Origin of the sequence: Acidovorax sp. SDU_ACID1 (assembly GCF_045291395.1) — a bacterium.
Taxonomy (GTDB): domain Bacteria; phylum Pseudomonadota; class Gammaproteobacteria; order Burkholderiales; family Burkholderiaceae_C; genus MR-S7.
The window spans coordinates 4,717,959-4,737,052 of record NZ_CP152342.1; the positions used below are offsets into that span (position 1 = coordinate 4,717,959).

10 protein-coding genes and 2 pseudogenes are annotated in these 19,094 nt (G+C 71.0%); 4 read left to right on the top strand and 8 right to left on the bottom strand.

Features of this window, described 5'->3' with window-relative positions; all coding sequences use genetic code 11:
• Positions 1 to 21: 21 nt before the first annotated feature.
• Positions 22 to 3,174, bottom strand: a complete 3,153-nt coding sequence (locus tag AAG689_RS22980; RefSeq protein ID WP_406623939.1) for a beta strand repeat-containing protein — start codon at positions 3,172 to 3,174, stop codon at positions 22 to 24.
• Positions 3,175 to 3,487: 313 nt separating this feature from the next.
• Positions 3,488 to 5,497 carry an EAL domain-containing protein gene (locus AAG689_RS22985; protein ID WP_406626393.1) on the bottom strand — a complete coding sequence of 670 codons (2,010 nt, stop codon included), beginning with the start codon at positions 5,495 to 5,497 and terminating at the stop codon, positions 3,488 to 3,490.
• Positions 5,498 to 5,778: 281 nt separating this feature from the next.
• On the opposite strand from AAG689_RS22985, the pseudogene uvrA reads away from it, so the two are divergent.
• A pseudogene (uvrA, locus tag AAG689_RS22990) lies at positions 5,779 to 8,795 on the top strand (excinuclease ABC subunit UvrA).
• 50 nt (positions 8,796 to 8,845) lie between these two features.
• On the opposite strand, the gene AAG689_RS22995 reads toward uvrA, so the two are convergent.
• The gene (locus tag AAG689_RS22995; protein WP_406623940.1) at positions 8,846 to 9,781 is read right to left on the bottom strand and encodes a LysR family transcriptional regulator; all 936 of its coding nucleotides are present in this window, start codon (positions 9,779 to 9,781) and stop codon (positions 8,846 to 8,848) included.
• A 94-nt stretch (positions 9,782 to 9,875) separates the two neighbouring features.
• Between AAG689_RS22995 and AAG689_RS23000 the strand changes: the two genes are divergently transcribed.
• Positions 9,876 to 10,874 (top strand): Bug family tripartite tricarboxylate transporter substrate binding protein, encoded by a 999-nt coding sequence (locus AAG689_RS23000; protein ID WP_406623941.1) that lies wholly within the window; start codon positions 9,876 to 9,878, stop codon positions 10,872 to 10,874.
• A gap of 143 nt (positions 10,875 to 11,017) precedes the next feature.
• Positions 11,018 to 11,938, top strand: a pseudogene (locus AAG689_RS23005) (mandelate racemase/muconate lactonizing enzyme family protein); the annotation flags it as partial.
• 149 nt (positions 11,939 to 12,087) lie between these two features.
• On the opposite strand, the gene AAG689_RS23010 reads toward AAG689_RS23005, so the two are convergent.
• The 5 genes from AAG689_RS23010 to pyrF form a co-directional block, all read right to left on the bottom strand.
• Positions 12,088 to 14,034, bottom strand: a complete 1,947-nt coding sequence (locus AAG689_RS23010) for a methyl-accepting chemotaxis protein (RefSeq protein WP_406623942.1) — start codon at positions 14,032 to 14,034, stop codon at positions 12,088 to 12,090.
• A gap of 197 nt (positions 14,035 to 14,231) precedes the next feature.
• Positions 14,232 to 15,206: a succinylglutamate desuccinylase/aspartoacylase family protein gene (locus AAG689_RS23015; protein WP_406623943.1), complete on the bottom strand. Its 975-nt coding sequence runs from the start codon at positions 15,204 to 15,206 to the stop codon at positions 14,232 to 14,234.
• Complete coding sequence (locus tag AAG689_RS23020; protein WP_406623944.1) at positions 15,203 to 16,195, bottom strand: Bug family tripartite tricarboxylate transporter substrate binding protein; 993 nt, start codon at positions 16,193 to 16,195, stop codon at positions 15,203 to 15,205. Before AAG689_RS23020 ends, AAG689_RS23015 begins: the two co-directional genes overlap by 4 nt.
• A 124-nt stretch (positions 16,196 to 16,319) precedes the next feature.
• Positions 16,320 to 17,213, bottom strand: coding sequence for a LysR family transcriptional regulator (locus tag AAG689_RS23025; protein WP_406623945.1), 894 nt, complete (start codon positions 17,211 to 17,213; stop codon positions 16,320 to 16,322).
• Positions 17,214 to 17,228: 15 nt separating this feature from the next.
• Positions 17,229 to 18,053, bottom strand: a complete 825-nt coding sequence (gene pyrF, locus AAG689_RS23030) for an orotidine-5'-phosphate decarboxylase (protein ID WP_406623946.1) — start codon at positions 18,051 to 18,053, stop codon at positions 17,229 to 17,231.
• Between the two features lie 62 nt (positions 18,054 to 18,115).
• On the opposite strand from pyrF, the gene AAG689_RS23035 reads away from it, so the two are divergent.
• Positions 18,116 to 19,018: a DMT family transporter gene (locus AAG689_RS23035; RefSeq protein WP_406623947.1), complete on the top strand. Its 903-nt coding sequence runs from the start codon at positions 18,116 to 18,118 to the stop codon at positions 19,016 to 19,018.
• Positions 19,019 to 19,094 lie beyond the last annotated feature (76 nt).

Below are 19,094 nucleotides of genomic sequence, written 5' to 3' on the forward strand. Positions count from 1 at the left end.
CCAGCAAGCGGTGGCAGCTATTTATTTGATAGTTGCGGCCCGCCGCCAGCCCAGCGCTCCCAGCAGGGCCGACAGCAGCGCCAGCGCCCAGGCGCCCAGCGTGGGGATGGCCTGCGCGCCGCCGGGCGCGGCCAGCGGCACCACGGGCAGCAGCGGGTCGGCGATGGTGCCGGGGGTGTTGTCCGCGTCGCCCCGGCCGTTGTCGGTGATCTGGTAGGTCACGGTCTGGCGGTTGTTGGTCAGGGTCAGGCCCAGCGACGTGGCGGGGTCCTGCGGGTCGAACCAGCCGCCCGCGCCGTCGGGTTTGCGAAAGCGCACGCCCACAGGCAGCGGCTCGGGGTACTGCAGCACGATCTGCACCGCGCCGCTGCAATGCTCTGCCGTGAAGCTGAACTGGCCGTTGGGTGCGTCGAAGCCTGGCGGTTTGGCGCCGGCCGCGCCAAAGCCGCCGCTGGCCTGCAGCGTGCAGGCCGTCCCGCCGCCCGACAGCGTGGCCGTGGCCGTGCCCGCCATGCCGGGTACGGCGCCCGCGGGCGCGCTGATCTGCAGCAGGCGCGGCACCACGGCGCCGGACGCGCCGGAGTCCGGCCCCGTGTCGACCGTGTTCGTGGCCTTGACCGTGAAGGTGTAGCTGGTGCCGTTGGCAAGCCCCGTGAAGGCGATGGGGCACACCGTGCCCGTGGGCGAGCCTGCGGGCACGTCGCAATACCCGGTGGCGCCGCCCGGCGCGGCCGTGGCGGTGTAGCGGGTGATGGGGCTGCCCCCGTCGCTGGCGGGCGCGGTGAAGGTCACCGTGGCCTGCCCGTTGCCCGCCGTGGCTTGCGCCCCCGTGGGCGCGCCCGGCGCGGCGAGAACGGCCACCGTGTGCACGCTGCCGCCGGCGTAGCCCGCCGCCGGGTTGCCCACGGCGTCCACGATGCCGGTGCCGCTGCCCTTGAGGTCGAGCCGCAGCGAGCCGTTGCCGCTGATGTTGCCGACGGTGACGGTATAGCTTGCGCCGCTGCCCGTCACCTGGGGGACCGTGCCCGCCGCCGTGCCCGAAAGCTTGGTCAGCGAGAAATCGGTCCTGTCCACGCCCGTCACCGGCTCGCTGAAGGTGACGAGGAAGGCCACGCTCGCATCTGCGGGGCCGGGCGAGCCCCCTGGCGCGATGCCGGTCACCGTGGGCGCAACGGTGTCCACCGTGGCATTGCTCGTGTCTGCCGTGGTGGTGGAGCCGCCCGCGCCCGTGGCCGTGACCGAGACGTTGCGGTTGGCCCCCACCATGCCGTCGGGCAGCGGGTGGCTGGCCGTCCACAGGCCGCTGGTGTTGCTGGCGGCCACCGCCGCGCCGCCGCCGAACGCGCTGAAGTCCACCGTCACGCCGGTGATGCCGCTGTTGTTGTCGCCGCTGGCGGAGTTGTTCCAGGTGGCGCTCACCGTGTCGCCCTGCTTGTAGGCGCCGCTGGTGCCCGTGCCGCCCGAGAGGGTGATGCGCGCGTCGGTCACGGTGGGGGGCGTTCCTACCAGTACGCCGGTCGTGCTGCCAAGGCTGTTCAGCGTGGTGTCGGCGCTGGCCGCGCCGCTGGACAGCGTGCCGCCATTCAGGCCGAGGCCCGTGACGGCGATGCCGTCCATGTCCGCGTCGCCAGCCTGCACGGTGTAGGCAAAGGAGAGCGCCGCAGTGCCCGTGCCGCCGGCATACGTTGCATAACGGATGTTGCTGCCAATGGTCAGCTGAATGCGGGGCGTGCCGCTCACGATGATGGGGGCGTCGTAATTCACCGTGAAGACCAGCACCTGGCCCGCGCCATAGGTGCCGTCGGCGGGCACCGCCACCGATTGCACCGTGGGCGCCTGGGCGATCAGCGTGACATTGCGGTCGATTTGGCACGCGTTCGCATCCATGACGCTGACGGTGTGGGTGCCTGCGGCCAGGCCCGTGGCCGTGAATGTGGTTTGCTTGGACGGTGTCCAGTAGTAGGTATACCCCGGTGTGCCGCCGCTGGGGGAGACGCTGGCGCGGCCGGTGGCGTTGGAGCCCACGGGGTGGGCAACCACGCTCGCGGAGCCCGTCAGGGCAGAGGCGGGCTGCGAGATCGCGATGTTCGCCACGGTGAACGTGCTGCCGGCCCTGTCTGTTACCGTAACGGAGTAGGTGCCTGCGGGCAGGCCGGTTGCTGTTGCTGAGAGTGCTTGGCCGGGCGACCACAAGTAGGTGTAGGGAGGCACGCCCCCGTATGCCTGAGCCGTGGCCGTGCCATTGCTCCCGCCGGTGCAGGAGACTTGCGTGCTGGAAGAAATATTCGCAAAAAGGCCTGACGCCGCCTTCGTCACCGTCACGGTGTAGTCCCGCACGGTGGTGCCGTCCTGCGCCGTCACCCGCACGGTGATGGTGTTGGCGCCAGGGTTCAGCGCAACGGGGCTGGATGCCGGCGCGCCGTTCACCGTCACCGTGGCGTTGGCGTCGGCCAGCGTGGGGGTGACGGTGATGCTGGCCACCATGTCGTTCACCGCCGCCGTGTAGCTTGTGTTGCCCGTTGTGAAGGCCGGGCTCAACGTGCCCGCCGACAGCGCCAGGCCCGACAGGCTGGCATTGCTGGACGGCACCGCGTAGGTATAGCCGTTGGTCAGCGTGGCGTAGCCGCCGGGGGTGGTGACCCTGACGTTCACCGGGCCCGCGGTGTGCGCCGGGGTGGTGGCGGTGAGCGATGTGGCGCTGAGGACGGTGACGCCCGTGGCGCTGCTGCCGCCGAACGTCACCGCCGTCGCGCCGGCGGTGAAGTGGGTGCCGGTGAGGGTGACGACGGTGCCGCCCGCCGTGGAGCCGCTGTTCGGCGTTGCGCCGGTGACGGTGGGCGTGGGTGTCGTCGTGGAGGTGAACGTGAAAACGATGGTGCCTTGGGCCACGGGCTGGGTATTGGAAGGGACGGTGAACGTCAGCGTCTTGCCGTTGAAGGCGGCCGCGTAGCTGCCCGCGTCGCTCGCGGTGCCGCCGGCAGGTGTGATGCCGGTGAACTGGTAGAGGGTTCCGCCGCTGAAAACGACAGAGAACTGCCGGTCGTTGTTCAGCCCACCCCAGACGCGATAGGCGGGATCCGCTTGGTAAACGTCGATCGTGAATGTCCCGGCCGCCGGATCGACGTCGAAACGGAAGGCGCCTGTGTCGAACTCAACGCCGCTGCCGACCGCCAAGGAGGGGTCGGCGTTCCATCGGTAGGGAGTGCCGCTGCTTTCACCCCAGAAATCAACCGTGGTGCCCGCCGTGCTGGCCTGCGCGTTGAGGCTGAACAGGCTGGCAAGGCAGCCCAGGAACAGCGCGGCGGCCCAGCGCTTCAGCAGCGGAAGCAGGGTGTATCCCGATGCATGCGGAAGGGCGTGGTGGGCGGCATGGCGGTGCTTTCGTTTTCAAAAATCATAGCTGCCAGCGCTTGATGGGTAAGCGCTGGCAGCCGGAAAGCCTTTAATGGCCTGTATCCAGGCTATCAGGAGTGTGAATTTTTGTGAATCACTGAAATTGGTGAATTTCACGCCCCCGCGCGAAGGCCGCCACCTCCTGCGCCGGCAGCGCCCGGCTGAAGTGCCACCCTTGCACGATCAGCCCCGCGGGCGACTGCAGCGCACGGCACTGGGCCTCGGTCTCGACGCCCTCGACCACGGTGGGCAGGCGCAGCGCCTCGCACAGGCGCAGCAGGCCGTCCATCACCTGTGCGCCCTTGGGGTCGTCGCGGGCGATGACGAAGCTGCGGTCGATCTTGATCACGTCCACGTCGAACTGGTGCAGGTAGGCGAGCGACGAGTAGCCGGTGCCGAAGTCGTCGATGACCACCTTGGCGCCGATGGCGTGGATGCGCGCGATGGCCTGGCGGATGGCGGGCACGTCGCCGGCCAGGGCCTCCTCGGTGATCTCGATGCCCACCTGCCCGCCGGCGCGGGCGAGGATCTTCACCAGCCGCTCGCAGTGGCCGGGCGAGGTGAGGGTGGCGCCGGTCACGTTGATGCTGATGGGCAGCGCGAAGCCCTGCGCGCTCCACTGCCGGTGCTGCTGCACGGCGCTGCCGGCCACCCACAGGTCCACCTCGCGCATCAGCCCGGCCTCGGCCAGCCACGGCAGGAGGGTGCCGGGCGGCTGCGAGGCTCCGCTGCGGTCGCGTGCGCGCAGCAGCGCCTCGCAGCCGGTGCAGCGGCCGCCGGGCAGCGCCACCTGGGGCTGGTATTCGAGGTGGAAGTCGTATTCGCTGATGCGCCGGATGTGCGCCAGCACGGTCTCGCGCCGTGCCTGCTCGCGGTGGGCCTGCTCCACCGGGTCGCGGGTGGCCAGGCCCGCTTCCTCGGGCAGGCGGGTGAAGGTGGTGTCGAACGCGCGCAGGTGGATGGCGTTTTCCTCGCGCCCGGCTTGGTCGATGGCGCGGATGTAGGGCGCGTACACCAGCGCGCCCAGGCCGACCAGCAGCACCTGCAGCAGCACGGCGGCCGCGTCGCCGCCGGTGCTCACGTAGGCGTTGAGCAGCACGGGCATGGTGAAGGGCAGCTGGACCGTGGCGGCGGCCACCCAGCCCGCCTGCACGGCGGCCAGCGACAGCGCCAGGTTGAGCACCGGCACGGCCACGAAGGGCACGAGCAGGCGCGGGTTGAGGATGACGGGCAGGCCGAACAGCAGGATCTCGTTCACGTTGAGCAGCGACACCGGCAGGCTGGCCAGCGCCACCAGGCGCAGCCCGCGACCCCGGCAGAACAGCAGCGCCGCCAGCGACAGCGACAGCGTGCCGCCCGCGCCGCCGACGAAGACGAACGCGCCCATCAGCCCGCTGGTCAGCGCATGGCGCGGCGCCAGGCCCGCGGCCGCGTCAGCGGCGTTCAGCACCACGGCTTGGTCGAGCACCTGGAAGAACGGCTGCATCGCGTAGTAGCCGTGGATGCCGAAGAACCACAGCACCGAGTTGAGCGTGGCCAGCAGCACGCCGCTGCGGTAGGGCGACTCGGGCGCGGCCAGGGCCAGCGGCAGCTCGGCCTGCGTGAGCGCGGGCACCTGCGCCAGCGCGGCCAGCACGGCCGCCAGCAGCGCGGCGGTGACGATGCCGGGGACGACCAAGTTCATCGCGTCGCGCACACTCTCGCCCACCAGCCCGCCGCGGGCGATGCGCGTCCAGCGCCGGGCATGCAGCCGCGCCATCAGCGGCACGTTGATCAGCGGCGACGCAATGGCGATGAACAGCACCAGCGTGGCCGCCGCGCGCGGATGCCCGCGCAGCACGAAGGCGGCGATCTCCACGTACACCAGGCACAGGAACGCCACGGGCAGGCGCGGCAGCCGGTGGCGGATGGCCAGCATGTAGCCGATCGATGCGGCCACCAGCAGCGGCAGCGCGGCGCTGATCTCGGTATGCAGCCCCGCCAGCCACTGCACCACCGGCGCGGGCAGCCCGGCCATCTGCGCCAGCGCCGAGGCGAGCAGGAAGGCCGCCGACACCAGCAGGCACGGCACTAGCCACAGCAGCCCCTCGCGCAGCGCCCGCATGGTGCCCGCGCCCGCCAGGGCGGCCAGCCGCTGGGTGAGCAGCAGGCGCACGGCGGGCAGGCCGGGGGCGAGGCTTCGTGGCGCATCGAGGAGGGTGGTTTGCTATTGAAAAAATAGCTGCTTGCGCTTGGCAGTATTGGGCTGAAGGCCAAAAAGGCTTGTATTTGTAAGCATCGTATCGGAATCGCCGCGGGATGGGAATGGGGTGATGTGCACGAGGCACGGCGCGCGGCGGGGGGCTCACCTATCATGGTGGGTTCCGCTTTTTTCGCGCCCCGCCGATGCCCGACACCGCTTCTTCCTCTGCCGACGGCCCCTACCTCGCCCGCGCCCTGCGCGAGCAGCGCATCAGCATCCGCGGCGCGCGCACGCACAACCTCAAGAACATCGACCTGGACATCCCGCGCAACCAGCTCGTGGTGATCACGGGGCTGTCGGGCTCGGGCAAGTCGAGCCTCGCGTTCGACACGCTCTACGCGGAGGGGCAGCGGCGCTACGTGGAGAGCCTGTCAGCCTACGCGCGCCAGTTCCTCGGGCGGCTGGACAAGCCCGATGTGGATCTGATCGAGGGCCTGTCGCCTGCCATCAGCATCGAGCAGAAGGCCACCAGCCACAACCCGCGCTCCACCGTGGGCACGGTGACGGAAATCCACGACTACCTGCGCCTCTTGTACGCGCGCGCGGGCACGCCGCACTGCCCCGACCACGGCCTGCCGCTGGCCGCGCAGACCGTGAGCCAGATGGTGGACGCCGTGCTCGCCCTGCCCGAGGACACGCGCCTGATGCTGCTGGCCCCGATGGCGCGGCAGAAGAAGGGCGAGTTCACCGAGCTGTTCGCGCAGATGCAGGCGCTGGGCTACGTGCGCTTTCGCGTCGATGGGCAGATCTACGAGCACGAGAGCCTGCCCCAGCTCAAGAAAACCGAGAAGCACGACGTGGACGTGGTGATCGACCGCCTCAAGGTGCGGCCCGACGCCCAGCAGCGCCTGGCCGAGAGCATCGAGGCCGTGCTGCGCGTGGGCGGCGCGGAAGGCAACGGCCGCGTGCTGGCGTTGGAGATGGACACGGGCCGCGAGCATCTCTACAGCAGCAAGTTCGCCTGCCCCATCTGCAGCTTCTCGCTGCCCGAGCTGGAGCCGCGCCTGTTCTCGTTCAACTCGCCCACGGGCGCGTGCCCGGCGTGCGACGGCATCGGCCAGCAGGAGGTGTTCGACGCGGCGCGCGTGGTGGCCTTCCCCAGCTTGAGCCTCGCCAGCGGCGCGATCAAGGGCTGGGATCGGCGCAACGGCTACTACTTCGCCATGCTGGAGAGCCTGGCGCGGCACTACGGCTTCGACGTGGACACGCCCTTCGAGCAACTGCCCGAGCGCGTGCAGCGCGCCGTGCTGCACGGCTCGGGCGAGGAAGACATCGCCTTCAGCTACCTGCTCGACAGCGGCCCGAACAAGGGCAAGCCCATCGTCAAGAGCCACCCGTTCGAAGGCATCCTGCCCAATATGGCGCGGCGCTACCGCGAGACGGATTCGGTGGTGGTGCGCGAGGATCTGGCGCGTTACCGCAGCACCCAGCCCTGCCCCGACTGCCACGGCGCGCGCCTGCGGCGCGAGGCGCGGCACGTGCTGGTGGGCGAGGGCGATGCCGCGCAGTCCATCCAGGCGGTGAGCCACCAGACGCTGGCCGACGCGCTGGGCTGGTTCCGCGCGCTGCGCCTGACCGGCGCCAAGGCCGAGATCGCCGACAAGATCGTGCGCGAGATCGCCGCGCGCCTGACCTTCCTGAACGACGTGGGCCTGAATTACCTGAGCCTGGACCGCAGCGCCGAGACCCTGAGCGGCGGCGAGGCGCAGCGCATCCGCCTCGCATCGCAGATCGGATCGGGCCTCACGGGCGTGATGTACGTGCTCGACGAGCCCAGCATCGGCCTGCACCAGCGCGACAACGACCGGCTCATCGCCACCCTCCAGCACCTGCGCGACATCGGCAACAGCGTGATCGTGGTGGAGCACGACGAGGACATGATCCGCGCCGCCGACCACGTGGTGGACATGGGCCCCGGCGCGGGCGTGCACGGCGGGCGCGTGATGGCGCAGGGCAGCTACGCCGACTTGTGCGCCGCGCCCGATTCGCTCACCGGCCAGTACCTGAGCGGCGCGCGCAGCATCCCCGTGCCCGCGCGGCGCACGCCATGGCTGCCCGTGGTCAACGCCGGCGAGCCGGAGAAAAATCCAAGTCACGCTTCCCCGAAACCGCCGCCAGCCAGCGCCGCAAGGAGCGCATGGCCGAGCACCGCGCGCGCCAGGGCGACGTGCAGGCGCTGCGGGTGATCGGCGCCACGGGCCACAACCTCAAGGGCGTGAGCGTGGAATTCCCCGTGGGCCTGTTCACCTGCGTGACGGGCGTTTCCGGCTCGGGCAAGAGCACGCTGGTCAACGACACGCTGCACAAGGCCGTGGCGCGCCAGCTCCACCGCGCGCACGACGAGCCGGCCGAGCACGAGGCCATCGAGGGCATCGACTACTTCGACAAGGTCATCAACGTCGACCAAAGCCCCATCGGCCGCACGCCGCGCAGCAACCCGGCTACCTACACGGGCCTGTTCACGCCCATCCGCGAACTGATGGCCGAGACCAACACCGCCCGGGAGCGCGGCTACGGCCCCGGGCGCTTTTCCTTCAACGTGGCCGGCGGCCGCTGCGAAGCCTGCCAGGGCGACGGCGTGGTGAAGGTGGAGATGCACTTCCTGCCCGACGTCTACGTGCCCTGCGACGTGTGCCACGGCCAGCGCTACAACCGCGAGACGCTGGAGGTGCAGTGGAAGGGCCGCAACATCGCGCAGATCCTCGACCTGACGGTGGAAGACGCGCACGCCTTCTTCAAGGACGTGCCGACCATCGCGCGCAAGCTGCAGACGCTGCTGGACGTGGGCCTTTCCTACATCCGCCTGGGCCAGAGCGCCACCACGCTCTCGGGCGGCGAGGCGCAGCGCGTGAAGCTGGCGCAGGAGCTATCGAAGCGCGACACCGGCCGCACGCTCTACATCCTCGACGAGCCCACGACCGGCCTGCACTTCGCCGACATCGACCTGCTGCTCAAGGTGCTGCTGCAGTTGCGCGACGCGGGCAACACCATCGTGGTGATCGAGCACAACCTCGACGTGATCAAGACGACTGACTGGGTCATCGACATGGGCCCCGAGGGCGGCGCGGGCGGCGGCACGGTGTTGGCGCAGGGCACGCCGGAGGACGTGGCCGCGAACGAAGCCAGCCACACGGGCCGCTACCTGCGGCGGTATTTATAAGCCAAATCGGCCTCCAGCGCTTGCTGGAAAGGCGCTGGCAGCTATCAAAACTAAAGCAAAGGGCGCGCGCCCTGCGGCCACAGCGCGTAGGGCCCCGAGGTGAGCTGCTCGCGCAGGAAGCGCACGCATACCCCCACCTTGGCCGACTGCGACAGCCGGCCCGTGGTCACGGCCCAGATATCGGCGGGCCAGCGGTAGGCGGGCAGCACGTGCACCAGCTCTCCGTCGTTCAGGCTCTTGATGCAGTCCCACTCGGCCAGGCGCACGATGCCGTGCCCGTCCAGCGCCCACTGGCGGATGATGTCGTTGTTGTTCGATGACAGGGCCCCCGTCACCTTGACGGACTCCAGGCCCTTCGGCCCCGTGAGGCGCCAGGTGCCGAAAGGCTGGTCGCGCTCGCGGAACACCAGGCAGGAGTGCTGCGCCAGCTCCGCCAGTTGCGTGGGCGCGCCGCGCTCCGCGATGTACGACGGCGCGGCGCACAGGATGCGATGGCTCTGCAGGATGCGGTGGGCGACCAGGTGCGGCTCGGGCACCTCGCCGATGCGGATGTCCAGATCCAGCCCCTCGCTGAGCAGGTCCACGGGGCGATCCAGCACAGTCAGCGAGACCTCCAGGCGCGGGTAGCGCCGGGCCAGCAGCGAGATCGCGGGCGCCACGTGGTTGCGCCCCAGGCGGAAGCTGGAGCTCACGCGCAGCCGCCCCTGCGGCTCGGCGGTGTCTTCGGCCAGCGCCTCCTGCATCTGGCGCACGCCGTCCAGGATGCCGCGCGCCCATTCGTAGGTCTTCTCCCCCTGCGCGGTGGCGCTCACGCGGCGCGAGGTGCGGTGCAGCAGGCGCACGCCCAGGTCGTGCTCCAGGATGCCGATGCGCTTGCTCACGTACGAGGGCGACATGCCCAGCTCGGTTGCCGTGCGCACGAAGTTGCCCTGGCGCACCACGTCCACGAACAGGCGCAGGTCGGAAAGGTTGGGTATATCAGCCACGATTCGTGGATCATGAAGTGCCAATTTGGCAGATTCTAAATCGGATCGTCGTGAATACCATCGTCGCCATACGCCAACCACCGGAGACGACACCATGCACCCCTTGATCCAGACCACGCTGCGGCTCGCCGTGGCGGCCGCCGCCCTCGCGGGCGGCCTGCACGGCGCCCACGCGCAGGAGCCCTACCCGAGCCGGCCCGTCACCTGGCTCGTTCCCTTCGCCGTCGGCGGGCCGACGGATGCCATCGCGCGCACCGTGGCGCAGCGCGTGTCGGCCGAGCTGCCCCAGCCGGTCATCGTGGACAACCCGGCGGGCGCGGGCGGCACCGTGGGCGCCGTGCGCGCCGCGCGCTCCAAGGCCGACGGGTACACGCTCTTCGTCGGCCACATCGGCACCATGGCCGCGGCGCCCTACCTGTTCAAGTCGCTCAAGTACGAGCCGCTGCGCGACTTCGTGCCGATCTTCCGCTTCCCCGATACGCCCATGGTGCTGCTGGTGCGCAACGGCGCGCGCTTCAAGAGCGCCCGCGACCTGTTCGAGGAGGCGCGCAAGCGGCCCGGCCAGTTGACCTTCGGCACGGCAGGGGTCGGCTCCTCGTCGCACCTGGCGGCCGAGCACCTGGCGGCCACGGCCGGGGTCAAGTTCACCTTCGTGCCCTACAAGGGCACCGGCCCGGCCATGACCGACCTGGTGGGCGGGCAGATCGACGCCATGCTGGACCAGACCAACGTCTCGCTGCCGCAGATCCAGGGCGGGCGGCTCACCGCGCTGGCGCTCACCTCGCAGTCGCCGCTGCCCCAGTTCCCCGGCGTTCCCACGCTGGCCGAGGGCGACCTGCCGGGCTTCCTGGCCTCCACCTGGTACGGCCTCTACGCGCCGGCGGGCACGCCGGCCGCAGTCGTCGAGACGATGCGCGGCGCCTACATGAAGGCGCTGGCCGACACCGCCTTCACCGACGGACTGCGCAAGCAGGGCATCGACGTGCTGCCCGGCGACCAGGTGGGGCCCGCCGCGTTGCGCGACTTCACCGCGAGCGAGCAGAAGAAATGGGAGCGCGTGATCCGCGAGGCGGGCATTACGCCGCAACCCTGAAGCCATCGAAAGGAACAACCATGAAGATCAAGCACATTGAAGCCATTCCCCTCGACATGGCGCTGGAGGAGGTGTTCACCGGCGGCACCTACCAGGTGACGGCCCGCCCCACCATCGTCACGCGCGTGTACCTGGACAACGGCATGGTCGGCGAGACCTACGGCGGCGACGAGGTGCACACGCAGCAGGAGATCGTGGCGGTGGTGCGCGACCACTTCGCGCCGCTGCTCGCGGGCCAGGACGTGCGCGACTTCCAGCGCCTGTGGGACGCGATGTTCACGCTGCCTCTCGACCTGGGCAACCGCGGCCTGCACCAGCTCGACATGCACCCGCGCGGCATCCTCATGCAGGCCATCAGCTGCGTGGACAATGCGATGTGGGACGCACGCGGCCAGCTCTACGGCGCGCCCGTCTACAAGCTCCTGGGCGGCGTGCGCGAGCGCGTGCCGGTCATCTCCATCGGCGGCTACTACCCCAAGAACGGCCAGGATCCGCTGGAGGCCATCGCCGAGGAGGTGGACATGGTGCGCGCCGCCGGCTGCATGGGCATCAAGATGAAGGTCGGCCGCGCCAGCCTGGAGCTGGACCTGGAGCGCGTGCGCGCGGCGCGCAAGGCCGGCGGGGCGGATTTCGTCATCACCGTGGACGCCAACCAGGGCTGGGACCCGCTCGACGCCGTGAAATTCTGCGTGGCCATGGAGCGCGCCGACCTGGGCGTGCGCTGGATGGAAGAGCCGGTTAAGTGGTACGACCAGACCGACGGCCTGATGCTGCTGGCCCACAAGACCACCATCCCGATCAACGTGGGCCAGGGCGAGATCAGCGGCCGCGCCTGCCGCGACCTCATCACCAAGGGCGGCGTCTCCATCCTCAACCTGGACTGCACGCTGTGCGGCGGGGTGACCGAGTGGCAGCGCGTGGCCGACATGGCCCGGCTGATGAACGTGGAGATGGCGCACCACGAGGAGCCGCAGGTAGCGATCCACCTGCTCGCGGCCAACCCGCACGGGCTATTCGTAGAGATCTTCGCCAACCGCAAGCGCGACCCGCTGCTGTGGGAGCTGCCCGACGGCTTTCCCGAGATCGAGAACGGCTACATGAAAGTGCCGCAGGCCCGGGGCTGGGCGTGCGGCTGCGGCCGGAGGTCATCGAGCGCTACCGCGCCGATAGGTGAAACGGTCTCCAGCGATGGCCGGTCAAGCGCTGAATGCTATCAATTCGGGAGTGCCGGCCGCGCTCCGCCGCCCTCGCGGAACACCGCCACCGCCTGTACCAGGGCCTGTGCCTGGCTGCTCAGGCTGCCCGCGGCGGCGGCCATCTCCTCGACCAGGGCGGCGTTCTGCTGCGTCACCTGGTCCAGGGCCGTGACGGCCTCGCCCACCTGGGCCACGCCGCTGGCCTGCTCCTGGCTGGCGTTGCTGATCTGGCCCACCATGGCGCTCAGGCGCTGGATGCTCTGCACCACCTCGCCCATGGTGCGGCCGGCGGCGCTGGCCTGGGCGTTGCCGGCGGACACGCGGGCGTTGCTGTCGTCGATCAGCGTGCGGATCTGCTTGGCCGCCTCGCCGCTGCGCCCGGCGAGGTTGCGCACCTCGGCGGCGACCACGGCGAAGCCCCGGCCCTGCTCGCCGGCGCGGGCGGCCTCCACGGCGGCGTTGAGCGCCAGCAGGTTGGTCTGGAAAGCGATGCCGTCGATCACCTGGATGATGTCGACCATCTGCCGCGCCGCCTGGTGCACGCCCTGCATGGTGTCCACCACCTGCTCCACGGCGGTGCCGCCCTGGGTCGCCATGTCGCGCGCCTGCGCGGCGAGCTGGCTGGCCTCGCGCGCGGTGTCGGCGTTGTGGCGCACGGTGGCGCTGAGCTGCTCCATCGACGCGGCGGTCTGCTCCAGCGCGCTGGCCTGGCTCTCGGTGCGGCCCGACAGGTCCTGGTTGCCCTGCGCGATCTGGCTGCTGGCGGTGGCCACGCTCTCGGCGCCGCGCCGCACCTGGCCGATGACGGGCCGCAGCCGCGCGCGCATCTGCTGCTGCGCGGCGATGAGGCGGCCGACCTCGTTGCTGCCGTGGGGCACGTCCTGGCCGCCCAGGTCGCCTTCGGCCACGGCGTTGGCCAGCGCCACGGCCTGGGCCAGCGGCTGGGTGATGGAGCGCACGAAGGCGATGGCCAGCAGCCCCGCGGCCAGCGCCAGCAGCGCGATGGCGCCGGCCATCAGCAGGAGGTGGCGCTGGGCGCCGGCGGCGCGCTCCTGCGCCTGGGCCAGCAGCAGGTCCACGGCCTGGCCGCCCAGGGCGTTGCCTGCGTCGATGCCGGCGGTGAGGGTGTCGAAGTAGGCGGTGGCGTCATCGCGCAGCTCGGCCATGTCCAGCAGGGCGGTGGCCACGCGCTGCAGCGCCTCGCCGGAGCGGGCCTTCATCGTGGCGAGCGGTGCGTCCAGCGCGGCGGCGAAGGCGCCGTTGTGCTCCAGGGCGCGCGCCAGGCTGTCCAGCGCGCCGGTGCGCAGCTCGTCGGCGCGCGCGTGCTGGGCACGCAGCTGGCCGCGCACCTCGCGCGGCAGCTCGCCGCGCGTCAGCGCACCGGCGCCGATGGCGCGCATCTGGCCGAGCTGCTCGCCCAGCATGGGCAGCTGCTGCAGCGTGGCCTGGATGAGCGCCTGCGTGTCGCGGTGGGGGCTGGTGCTCAGGCCGCTGGCGTGCAGCAGCGTCTCGCTCAGCTGCAGCAGCTGCGCTACCAGCGCGGTGTGACGGGCCATGCTCTGGGCGGGTTGGAGGGAGCGATCGTCCACGGACTGGCGCAGCGCCTGCCAGTCCTGGCGCAGGCGGTCCAGGTCGCCGGCATGGGCGGGCGCTGCCGTGGCCACTTGCGCGGCGGCGGCGTCGAACGCCTGGTTCAGCGCGTCGCGCACGCCGGGCCGGCGCGCGGCCAGCTGCTCGTTGCCGCCCAGCATGGCCGCCGACAGGCCGCGGTGCGTCTGCACCAGCCGCACCGTCTGGCTGAGGCTGCGCAGCGCGGGCATGCCGCGCGCCTGCGCCTGCAGGGCCTGCACGTCCTGGCCCAGCTGGCGCAGGTAGAGGGTGGAGGGCAGCGCGGCCATGACCAGGGCCACGCAGCTCAGGATGAGGAACTTGTGCGACAGGCGCAGGCGGTGGAGCAGGGGCATGGCGTAACGCGGGAATACAACTGGTTACGTCAGTATAGGAAGCGCGGCGCGGCGGCGCCGCACCGAATGCGGTGGCATTGACTTGTGTCAAGTGCCGGCCGCGCCGGCGGCGGTGCGCCGAGGTGGTTTCAGATCAAATCGGGCTCCAGCGCTTACTGGTAAAGCGCTGGCAGCTATCGATCGAGGAGCGATTGCCGCTACAGCGGGCGCCGCCGCGCGAAGCGCACCACGGTCACGCCGGCGCGCGCCTGGCGCGTGGAGGGCATGACGAGCACGCAGTCGTCGTAGGGCGTGGCGACCGGTTCGCCGTCGTTGTCGCCGATCACGGTGCCGGCCTGCGGGAACACCTCCAGGCCTGTGTAGGGCGCGGCGAAACGGAAGCGCTCGCTCCTGGCGACCACCGGGCCGGTGACTTCCAGCGCCCACTGGCGCGGGGCGTCGGGCAGGCGCCAGCCGGGCAGCAGGCGGTCCAGGCCGGCGGCATCCACCGTGCCCGCGGCCTGCAGGAAGCGCAGGCACTGATCCTGGGCCACGGCGCGGCTGGCCGGGTCGCCGTGGAAGCCGCATTCGATGAGCAGCGAGCGGCTGCCGCCGGCCTCGGCGTCGGGCAGCCCGAAGCGGCCGTAGTCGCGCATGCGCGTGCCGTCCTGGTGGCCCGCGTCGATCACGATGTGCTCGGGCGCGGCCATGGCGCGCGCCAGTTCCTGGTTGCGAGGGTGCGGGCCGGTGAGCAGCAGCGGCGCGCTGGGCTCGTGCATGGAGTGCAGGTCGAGCAGCCAGTCCGCTTCGCGCACGAAGGGGCGCAGCTGCGCGGCGCGGCGGCGCTCCAGGGTGTCGGCGGCGTCCATGCGTGCGTCGCTCCACTGGCGGTTCATGTCCTGCTCGACGAAGCGCGAAGCGTCGTGGTCGGCCGCATCGAACCGGCCGAACGCGGCGAGGTTGCAGAACGCCAGCGTGAGCGTGCCCTGCGCCGGGCGCACGCCGGCTTCGAGCAGGCCCTTGAGCGCCCAGGCGCCGCACAGCTCGTTGCCGTGGACCAGCGCGGTGATCATCACGTGGCGGCCGGGCGCGCCGGAGTCGAAGCGCCACACGCCCTCGGTGCCGGTGTTGCCGGCGCGCCAGGCGCCGAGGTCGGGCGCGGGCAGCGCGAAAGTCAGGGGAGCGCTCATCATTCCTCGATCTTGGCGAATTCGACGATCTTCTTGTACTTGGCGATCTCGGTGGCGAGGAACCGGTCCACGTCAACGCTGGTGGATGCCACGGTGGAGCCCGAGGCCTCCATCCGCTTGCGGAAGTCGGGCGACTCCAGCGTCTCGTTGAGCGCCTTCTTCAGCCGTTCGGCCACGGGCTTGGGCAGGTTGGCCGGCGCCATGAGGGCGAACCAGGTGCCGATGTCCACGTTCTTGTACTGTGCCGATTCGGCCAGCGCCGGGATGTCGGGCGCGACGGCCGAGCGCTTGGCCTCGGTGGTGCCCAGGGCGACCACCTTGCCGCTCTTGATGTGCGGCAGGCCGCTGGAGAGCACGAACACGCCGAATTCCAGGTTGTTGCCCACCAGGTCGTTGGTGAGCGGCGCCACGCCGCGGTAGGGGATGTGCGTCATGAACAGCTTGCCCTGCTCCTTGATCATCTCGCCGGCCAGGTGCAGCGAGGTGCCCACGCCCGAGCTGCCGTAGCTGAACTTGCCGGGGTTCTTGCGCACGCGCTCGGTGAACTCGGCGAGGTTCTTCACGCCGGTGTTCGTGCCGGCCACCAGCACCAGGGGCTGGGAGGCGACGAGGCCGATGGCGGTGAAGTCCTTGATGTCGTACTTGACCTTCTGGGTCACGAGCTTGTTGATGGCGATCTCGTTGTTGGCGCCCACCAGCAGCGTGTAGCCGTCGGGTGCGCTGCTGGCCACCTTCTGCGCACCGATGGCGCCGCCCGCGCCACCGAGGTTCTCGATCACCACGGGCACGCCCAGGCGGGTGGACAGCTCCGCGCCCACGGCACGGCCCGTCAGGTCGGTGCTGCCGCCGGGCGGGTAGCCCACGACGATGGTGATGGGCTTGCTGGGGTAGGCCGGGGCCTGGGCGAAGGCGGCGGGGCTGGCGGCGGCGAGCAGCGCGGCGCCGGCCAGAAGCGTGCGGCGCAGCGGGGCGGGAGTGCGGGAAGGGTGCATGGCGTTCTCCATGGGCAGGTCAAGGTGGGTGCCTGCATTGTGGGAGGGCCCTGCCGTGGCGTGGTGCCGAAGTAGCACGAAGCCGTGCATTATCGGCACGCAGCCTACGGGTTTGTGCGGGGGCTTACTTGCGCGCCAGCGTGGCCCACAGCGCCTCGGCCCAGGGCGAGAGCCGGCGCTTGGGCCGGTACATGCGCACGTCGAAGCGCACCTCCATGCGCCGGTCGCCCGCGGGGGCCAGCCGGCCGCTCTGGCAGTCGGCGTGCACCATGGACCAGGGCAGCCAGGCCACGCCCAGGCCGCGCAGCACGTATTCGTACTGGGCGTCGGCCGAGTCGCACTCCACCACGCGCACCAGGCGCGGCGCCAGCGGGTCGTGCGCCAGGTGGTCCTCCACCAGCCGGCCGAGCGCCAGCGTGTGCGAGTAGGCGAGGTAGGGCACCGTGTCCGTGCCGCCGAAGTGGTGCAGCGGCGCGCCGCCGGCGCGGGCGCGCGCCACGGGCACCAGGCGGTCGGAGGCGGGCGTGAGGTGGGTGAACTGCCGCGCGTCCAGGCGCACGGCCAGCGATGTGTGGTGGTAGGCCAGGGTGAAGTCGGCCTCGCCGCGCTCGATCATCGCCACCGACTCGGCCAGAGCGCAGGTGCGCACGCGCAGTTCGCCCCCCTCCAGCAGGGGCTGGATGCGGGCCAGCCAGTCGGCCACCACCGTGCGTGCCAGGGTGCGGCCGGTGGCCAGGGTGACGGTGCGCGCCTGCCGCCCGGCGATGGCGTGCATCTCCTCGTGCGAATGGGCCAGGCCCTGCGCCATCTGCTGCGCGGTCTCCAGGAAGGCCTGGCCCGCGGGCGTGAGCCGCACGGGGCCGCCGCCCTGCTCGGTGAGCGGCGTGCCGGCCCAGGCCTCCAGCGCGCGGATGCGCCGGCCGAACGCGGGGTGGGTCACGTGGCGCAGCTCGGCCGCGCGGGTGAAGCTGCGCTCTTGGGCGAGCGCGATGAAGTCCTCCAGCCACTTGAGCTGCATGGCCGGAGGCGGGGGCTAGCCGCGCGCGGCGTTGAGCGCGGCGCGCGTCGCCTGGGCGGCGCTGCGCGCGGCGGCGGCGAAGTCGGCGTCGCCCGAGGCGTAGAGCACGGCGCGGGACGAGTTGACGATGATCGGGCCGTCCTCGCGCAGCCCCGCGCGCACGGTGGCCGCGGCGTCGCCGCCCTGCGCGCCCACGCCGGGGATCAGCAGCGGCAGCGTGGGCGCCAGGGCGCGCACGCGCTCGATCTCGGCCGGGTAGGTGGCGCCCACCACCAGGCCGAGCTGGCCGTTCTTGTTCCACGGGCCCTGGGCCAGGCTCGCCACGTGCTCGTAGAGCAGCGGCTGGCCTTCCACGCTGGCCAGGCGCTGGGCCTGCAGGTCGTCGCCGCCGGGGTTGGAGGTGCGGCACAGCAGGAAGGCGCCCTTGCCGTGGTACTCCAGGTAGGGCGCGATGGAGTCGAAGCCCATGAAGGGCGAGAGCGTCACGGCGTCGGCACCGTAGCGCTCAAAGGCCTCGCGCGCGTACTGCTCGGCGGTGGAACCGATGTCGCCGCGCTTGGCGTCCAGGATCACGGGCACGTGGGGCGCGTTGCAGCGCATGTGCTGCATCAGGCGTTCGAGCTGGTCTTCGGCGCGGTGCGCGGCGAAGTAGGCGATCTGCGGCTTGAAGGCGCAGACCAAGTCGCACGTGGCGTCCACGATGGCGGCGCAGAAGTCGTAGATGCGGTGCGCGTCGCCGCGCAGGCCCTCGGGAAAGCGCGTGGGTTCGGGGTCCAGGCCCACGCACAGCAGGGAGTCGTTGCGCGTGGTGGCGTCGCGCAGCATGTCGAGGAAGGTCATAGGGCGGGGATTTTAGGTGGCCGGCCAGCGCGGGCGGTGGCCGGGCGGCACAATCGCGGCCCATGCCCGTCTTCTCCCGCCGCCAGCTCGTCGTCCTCGTGCTCCTGACCCTGGTGTGGGGCTTCAACTGGCCGGTGATGAAGATGGGCGTGTCGCATTTCCCGCCGCTCACCTTCCGCATGAGTTCGCTGTGGATGGGCCTGCCCATCCTGGCGCTGGTGATGTGGCAGCAGAAGGCGCCCTTCGCCATTGCGCGCGCCCACTGGGGGCGGGTGGTGCTGCTCACGCTCACGAACATGGTGCTGTGGCACGTGCTGATGATCGTGGCGATCCCGCTGCTGTCCAGCGGCCGCGCGGCCATCCTGGGCTACACCATGCCGATCTTCTCGGCCGTAATCGGCGCGCTGTGCTTCGGCGACCGGCTGGCCGGCCGCGCCTGGGGCGGCGTGGCGGCCGCAGCGCTCGGCGTGGTGCTGCTGCTGTGGCACGAGGTGGGCGCGCTGGGCAGCCGGCCCGTGGGCATGGTGCTGATCCTGGTCTCGGCCGCGAGCTGGGCCATGGGCACGCAATTGATGCGCCGGCTGCACGTGCCGGTGCCGCTGCTCACGCTGTCGTTCTGGATGGTGGCGCTGACCTGTGCGGTGCTCACCGTGCTGGCCGTCACGTTCGAGCGGTCCCAGTGGCGTGCTCCCGACGCGCAGGCCTGGACGGCCATCCTCTACAACGGCCTGCTGGTGCTGGGCTTCGCGCAGACGGCGTGGTTCTTCCTGGTGCGCACGCTGCCGCCGGTGGCCTCCACGCTCAGCGTGATGATGATCCCGGTGATCGGCGTGTTCAGCGGCGCGCTCTGGCTGGGCGAGGTCCTGCACTGGCAGGACTGGACGGCCGTGGGGCTGATGGTGGTGGCCATCGCGTCGGTGCTGTGGCCATCACGTTCATCAGTCAAAACGGCCTCTGGCGCTTGATGGGTAAGCGCTAACAGCTCACTTTTAAATAGCAAAAGAAAGGCCGCCGGTATACGGCGGCCTGAGCAGGAGGAGT